The sequence below is a fragment of the Pseudomonas sp. 2VD genome (genome assembly GCF_005503585.1).
Lineage (GTDB): Bacteria > Pseudomonadota > Gammaproteobacteria > Pseudomonadales > Pseudomonadaceae > Pseudomonas > Pseudomonas aeruginosa.
Map to the genome: position 1 here is coordinate 1 of NZ_SCND01000350.1, position 6,233 is coordinate 6,233.

General features: G+C 67.6%; 6 protein-coding genes. 1 reads left to right on the forward strand and 5 read right to left on the reverse strand.

What is annotated here, in order from left to right; genetic code table 11:
• Positions 1-45: 45 nt before the first annotated feature.
• The gene (gene ppk2 / locus FFS27_RS26655; RefSeq protein ID WP_003137024.1) at positions 46-942 is read left to right on the forward strand and encodes a polyphosphate kinase 2; all 897 of its coding nucleotides are present in this window, start codon (positions 46-48) and stop codon (positions 940-942) included.
• Positions 943-1,021: 79 nt separating this feature from the next.
• Here ppk2 and ahpF read toward each other — a convergent pair whose 3' ends face one another.
• The 5 genes from ahpF to FFS27_RS26685 all read right to left on the reverse strand — a co-directional run.
• The gene (gene ahpF / locus FFS27_RS26660) at positions 1,022-2,587 is read right to left on the reverse strand and encodes an alkyl hydroperoxide reductase subunit F (RefSeq protein ID WP_023100086.1); all 1,566 of its coding nucleotides are present in this window, start codon (positions 2,585-2,587) and stop codon (positions 1,022-1,024) included.
• 144 nt (positions 2,588-2,731) lie between these two features.
• Positions 2,732-3,295, reverse strand: coding sequence for an alkyl hydroperoxide reductase subunit C (gene ahpC / locus FFS27_RS26665; protein WP_003083828.1), 564 nt, complete (start codon positions 3,293-3,295; stop codon positions 2,732-2,734).
• A 164-nt stretch (positions 3,296-3,459) separates the two neighbouring features.
• Positions 3,460-4,386, reverse strand: a complete 927-nt coding sequence (locus tag FFS27_RS26675; RefSeq protein ID WP_003083821.1) for an ABC transporter permease — start codon at positions 4,384-4,386, stop codon at positions 3,460-3,462.
• A gap of 22 nt (positions 4,387-4,408) precedes the next feature.
• Positions 4,409-5,506 carry an ABC transporter permease gene (locus FFS27_RS26680; protein ID WP_003107144.1) on the reverse strand — a complete coding sequence of 366 codons (1,098 nt, stop codon included), beginning with the start codon at positions 5,504-5,506 and terminating at the stop codon, positions 4,409-4,411.
• On the reverse strand, positions 5,506-6,233 hold a 728-nt coding region (locus tag FFS27_RS26685), incomplete at its 5' end, for an ATP-binding cassette domain-containing protein (protein ID WP_137952318.1). The genes FFS27_RS26685 and FFS27_RS26680, both read right to left, overlap by 1 nt.

Sequence of the window (6,233 nt, forward strand, 5' to 3'; positions counted from 1 at the left end):
GCGCAGAAGGCCCGCGAGGAGATCCAGGCGATCAGCCAGAAGCCCGTGGCCCTGCAGGTCGCCAGCGCGCCCCACGGCAGCAGCGAGGACAGCACCTCGGCGAGCCTGCCGGCGAACTATCCCTATCACACGCGGATGCGCCGCAACGAGTACGAGAAAGCCAAGCACGACCTGCAGATCGAACTGCTCAAGGTGCAGAGCTGGGTGAAGGAGACCGGCCAGCGCGTGGTGGTCCTGTTCGAAGGCCGCGACGCCGCCGGCAAGGGCGGTACCATCAAGCGCTTCATGGAGCACCTGAACCCGCGCGGCGCGCGGATCGTAGCCCTGGAGAAACCCTCCTCCCAGGAGCAGGGCCAGTGGTATTTCCAGCGCTACATCCAGCACCTGCCCACCGCCGGCGAGATGGTCTTCTTCGACCGCTCCTGGTACAACCGCGCCGGCGTCGAGCGGGTCATGGGCTTCTGTTCGCCACTGCAATACCTGGAGTTCATGCGCCAGGCCCCCGAGCTGGAGCGCATGCTGAGCAACAGCGGCATCCTGCTGTTCAAGTACTGGTTCTCGGTGAGCCGCGAGGAGCAACTGCGGCGCTTCATCTCGCGCCGCGACGATCCGCTCAAGCACTGGAAGCTGTCGCCCATCGACATCAAGTCTCTGGACAAGTGGGACGACTACACCGCCGCCAAGCAGGCGATGTTCTTCCATACCGACACCGCCGACGCGCCGTGGACGGTCATCAAGTCCGACGACAAGAAGCGCGCGCGACTCAACTGCATCCGCCACTTCCTGCACGCGCTGGACTACCCGGACAAGGACCGGCGCATCGCCCATGAGCCCGACCCGTTGCTGGTGGGGCCGGCCTCGCGGGTGATCGAGGAAGACGAGAAGGTCTACGCCGAGGCGGCCGCCGCGCCGGGCCACGCGAACCTGGATATCCCGGCCTGAGGCGGGCGGTCGCGCCAACGAAAACGCCCGGGGCGCTTTCGCGCTCCGGGCGTCCCTGGTTCGACGGTCGCTGGCCGGGTCACTCCGGCGCGGAGGTCCGGATCAGGTGGTCGAAGGCGCTCAGCGAAGCCTTGGCGCCCTCGCCCACGGCGATCACGATCTGCTTGTACGGCACCGTGGTCACGTCGCCGGCGGCGAAGATGCCGGGCAGCGAGGTCTCGCCACGGGCGTCGACGATGATCTCGCCACGCGGCGACAGCTCGACGCAGCCCTTGAGCCACTCGGTGTTGGGCAGCAGGCCGATCTGCACGAAGATGCCTTCCAGCTCGATCGACTTGAACTCCTCGGAGTTGCGGTCCTTGTACACCAGGCCGGTGACCTTCTGGCCGTCGCCCTTCACTTCGCTGGTCAGGGCACTGGTGATCACCTCGACGTTCGGCAGGCTGTAGAGCTTGCGTTGCAGCACGGCGTCGGCGCGCAACTTGCTGTCGAATTCCAGCAGGGTCACGTGGGCGACGATGCCGGCCAGGTCGATGGCCGCCTCGACGCCAGAGTTGCCGCCGCCGATCACCGCCACGCGCTTGCCCTTGAACAGCGGGCCGTCGCAGTGCGGGCAGAAGCACACACCCTTGGCCTTGTACTCCTGCTCGCCGGGCACGCCCATTTCGCGCCAGCGAGCGCCGGTGGCGAGGATCAGGGTCTTGGCCTTGAGGCTGCCGCCGCTCTCGAACCGCACTTCGTGCAGCTCGCCGGCGTTCTTCGCCGGAACCAGCTTGCTGGCGCGCTGCAGGTTCATGATGTCGACCTCGTAGTGACGCACATGCTCTTCAAGCGCCCGCGCCAGCTTCGGCCCTTCGGTCTCCTGCACCGAGATGAAGTTCTCGATGGCCATGGTGTCCAGCACCTGGCCGCCGAAGCGCTCGGCGGCGACGCCGGTGCGAATGCCCTTGCGCGCGGCGTAGATCGCCGCCGCGGCGCCGGCCGGACCACCGCCGACCACCAGTACGTCGAAGGCGTCGCGGGCGGTCAGCTTCTCGGCGTCGCGGGCGGCGGCGCCGGTGTCGATCTTGGCGAGGATCTCTTCCACGCCCATGCGGCCCTGGCCGAAGACTTCGCCGTTGAGGTAGATGCTCGGCACCGACATGATCTGGCGCGCCTCGACCTCATCCTGGAACAGCGCGCCGTCGATGGCGACGTGACGGATGTTCGGGTTGAGCACGGCCATCAGGTTCAGCGCCTGGACCACGTCCGGGCAGTTCTGGCAGGACAGCGAGAAGTAGGTTTCGAACTCGTAGGTGCCCTCGATGCCCTTGACCTGCTCGATCACGTCCGCGTCGAGCTTGGAGGGGTGGCCGCCTACCTGCAGCAGGGCCAGCACCAGCGAGGTGAATTCGTGGCCCATGGGGATACCGGCGAAGCGCAGGCCGATGTCCGCACCGGGGCGGTTCAGCGAGAACGACGGTTTGCGCGCATCGCTGCCGTCGGTCTTCAGGGTGATCTTGTCGGTCAGGCCGACGATGTCTTGCAGCAGGCCCAGCAGCTCGCGGGATTTGTCGCTGTCATCGAGGGACGCGACGATCTCGAACGGCTGGCTGACCTTTTCCAGGTAGGCCTTCAACTGGGTTTTAAGATTGGCGTCCAACATGGTTCAGCTCCTCGAAATTCGGGCAAACGTATCCCCGGCGGATGGGACATCCGCCCTGCACGGCGCGTTGGCTGGGTGAAGGGTGGACGATCCGCGAGGGATCGTCCGCCGGAGAGGCTGGCGGCGAATGCCGCCGGCGCGGTCTTAGATCTTGCCGACCAGGTCCAGGGACGGAGCGAGGGTCTTCTCGCCTTCCTTCCACTTGGCCGGGCAGACTTCGCCCGGGTGAGCGGCGGTGTACTGGGCGGCCTTCAGCTTGCGTACGGTCTCGCCGACGTCACGAGCGATCTCGTTGGAGTGGATCTCGACGGTCTTGATCACGCCTTCCGGGTTGATCACGAAGGTACCGCGCAGGGCCAGGCCTTCTTCCGGGATGTGCACGCCGAAGGCGTTGGTCAGCTGGTGGGTCGGGTCGCCGATCAGCGGGAACTGGGCCTTGCCGACGGCCGGGGAGGTTTCGTGCCAGACCTTGTGCGAGAAGTGGGTGTCGGTGGTCACGATGTAGACCTCGGCACCGGCTTTCTGGAACTCGCCGTAGTTGTTGGCGGCGTCTTCGATCTCGGTCGGGCAGTTGAAGGTGAAGGCAGCCGGCATGAAGATCAGGACCGACCACTTGCCCTTCAGGGATTCCTCGGTCACCTCGATGAACTTGCCGTTGTGGAAAGCGTTGACCTTGAACGGTTGGACTTGAGTGTTGATCAGGGACATCAGTCGTTCCTCTCTCAGTTGAATGGGGTGTTTCAAATCGACTGGGAGAATCTTAACGGGGTTCGGCAAAAATGCCCCATTGATTTAGGCCATCAGTGAAATTATCTAAATCTATCGAAGAATATATAAATAGTTAAAACAACTAATCGAAGAACCTGCCCTCGTCAGTGCCCGGCCTTCCACGGCTGGCCCAGGGAAACCGGGGCATACAGCCGGGTGCGCAGGGCATCGCGGGAGAGCAGGACCAGCACCAGGATGGTCGCCGCATAGGGCAGCATCGCCAGCAGGTTGGCCGGAATCGACAGCCCGATCCCCTGGGCCACCAGGTGCAGGATGCTGGCCAGGCCGAACAACCAGGCACCGAGCAGCACGCGGAACACCCGCCAACTGGCGAAGACCACCAGCGCCAGGGCGATCCAGCCACGTCCGGCGGTCATGTTCTCCGCCCACATCGGCGTGTAGGCCAGCGACAGGTAGGCACCGGCCAGGCCGGCCATGGCGCCACCGAAGAGCACCGCCAGGGTGCGCACGCGCAGCACCGGAAGGCCCATCGCGCTGGCCGCGTCGGGGTTCTCGCCGACCGCCTGGAGAACCAGCCCGGCGCGGCTGCGCAGGAGCATCCAGGCGACCGCGGCGAACAGCGCCAGGCTCAGGTAGACCAGCGCGTCCTGGGCGAACAGCATGCGCCCGAGCAGCGGCAACTCGCCCAGCACCGGCAGCGCCAGCGGGGCGAACCCTTGCAGCGGCTTGCCGACCCAGGCGGCGCCGACGAACGACGACAGGCCGACGCCGAAGATGGTCAGCGCCAGGCCGCAGGCCACCTGGTTGGCGTTCAGGTACAGGGCGACCCCGGCGAACAGCGCCGCCAGCAGCATGCCGGCGAGCACCGCGAGGAGCACGCCGAGCCACAGGCTGCCGCTGGAGAAGGCGACCATGAAGCCGATCACCGCGCCGAACAGCATCATCCCCTCCTGGCCCAGGTTGAGCACCCCGCTTCTCTCGCAGACCAGTTCGCCCAGCGCCACCAGCAGCAGCGGAGTACCGGTGCGGACCATGGCGAACAGCAGGTTGTCGAGCAGATCGATATCCATCGTGGTTCCTCGGCGGTTCGGCTCAGGCCAGGGCGTCGCGCAGCGCCGGGCGCTTGCGCCAGCGTCCGTGCAAACGTGGGCGGTAGAGGATCAGCACGTCGCAGGCGAGGAGGAAGAACAGCATCATCCCCTGGAACAGCCCGGTCAGCGCCAACGGCAGGTTGAGGCTCATCTGCGCGGCCTCGCCGCCGAGGTAGAGCAACGCCATCAGCAGGCTGGCGCAGAGGATGCCGAAGGGATTGAGACGGCCGAGGAAGGCCACGGTGATCGCCGCATAGCCGTAGCCCGGCGAGACCTGCGGCACCAGTTGGCCGATCGGCCCGGCGACCTCGCAGACGCCGGCCAGACCTGCCAGCGCGCCGGAGAACAGCAGCACGAACCAGACCAGGCGCTTCTCGCGGAAACCGACGAAACCGGCGGCGCGGCGGTCGAGGCCGAGCACGCGGACCTGGAAACCGAGGAAGCTGCGCTGCGCCAGCACCCAGACCGCCGCCAGCGCCAGCAGGCCGAACAATGCGCCGAGGTGCACCCGGCTGTCCTCGAACAGCGCCGGCAGGCGGCTGGCCTCGCCGAACAGCGCCGACTGCGGGAAGTTGAAGCCATCCGGGTCCTTCAACGGCCCGTGCACGCCGTACAGCAGCAGGTTCAGCGCGATGTAGTTGAGCATGATGGTGGTCAGGATCTCGTTGGCGTTGAAGCGCGTTCGCAGCCAGGCGGCGAACCCGGCCCAGAGCGCCCCGGCAGCGGTGCCGGCGAGCAGCACCCAGGCCAGCGCCCAGCGGCTCTGCCAGTCGAGCAACTGGATCGCCACCGCGCTGCCGGCCAGGGCGCCGACCAGCAACTGGCCCTCCGCGCCGATGTTCCACACGCGCGCCTGGTAGGCCAGTGCCAGGCCGAGGGCACAGAGCAGGATCGGCATGGCCTTGACCAGCAGCTCGCCGAGCCCATAGAGGTCGCTGAGCGGCTGTACCAGCACGGTATGCAGGGTCTGCCAGGGATCGTGGCCGAGACAGGCGAACAGCAGCGCGCCGCAGACCAGGGTCAGCAACCCCGCCAGCAGCGGAGAGGCCAGCAGCATCCAGCGCGACTGCCGGCCGCGCGGTTCCAGGGACAACAGCATCACAGGCTCCCTTGGGCAACGGCGCCGGCGACTGCCGCCGGCGCCTCGAATTGACCGGCCATCCAGCCGCCGACCTGCTGCGGCGAAGCGCTCGCGGTGGCGATCGCCGGGCACAGCCGACCCGAACACAGCGCGGCGATGCGGTCGCTGAGCAGGAACAGCTCGTCGAGGTCCTCGGAGACCACCAGGATCGCCGTACCGGCATCGCGCAAGGCGATCAGCGCGCGGTGGATCAGCGCCGCCGCGCCGACGTCCACGCCCCAGGTGGGATGCGCCGCCACCAGCAGGCGCGGGGCCTGGAGGATCTCGCGGCCGAGGATGAACTTCTGCAGGTTGCCGCCGGAAAGGCTGCGTGCCGGCGCCCCGGCACCCGGGGCCTTCACGGCGAAACGGCGGATGATCTCCTCGGCCAGCGCCAGCACCTTGCGCCGCCGGACCAACCCGCGCCTCACCAGGCCCTGCTGGAAGGCGGTGAGCAGCGCATTGTCCGCCAGGCTCATCTCCGGCACCGCGCCGTGCCCCAGCCGCTCGGCGGGCACGAAGGCCTGGCCGGCGCGGCGCCGCGCATCCGGCGCCAGGTGCGCGCCGGCGCAGCCGCCGAGGCGGATGCGCTCGGCCTGGGCGCGCGGCAGGCGCACTTCGCCGCTGAGCAGGGCAAGCAACTCGTCCTGGCCGTTGCCGGCGGCCCCGGCGATACCGAGGATCTCGCCGCTGCGCACCTCCAGGT

Excerpts from the sequence above, each read along its gene's own strand:
- ahpC (WP_003083828.1), bottom strand. The coding sequence starts at position 3,295 with ATGTCCCTGATCAACACTCAAGTCCAACCGTTCAAGGTCAACGCTTTC.
- FFS27_RS26680 (WP_003107144.1), bottom strand. The coding sequence starts at position 5,506 with ATGCTGTTGTCCCTGGAACCGCGCGGCCGGCAGTCGCGCTGGATGCTG.
- ahpF (WP_023100086.1), bottom strand. The coding sequence starts at position 2,587 with ATGTTGGACGCCAATCTTAAAACCCAGTTGAAGGCCTACCTGGAAAAG.
- FFS27_RS26675 (WP_003083821.1), bottom strand. The coding sequence starts at position 4,386 with ATGGATATCGATCTGCTCGACAACCTGCTGTTCGCCATGGTCCGCACC.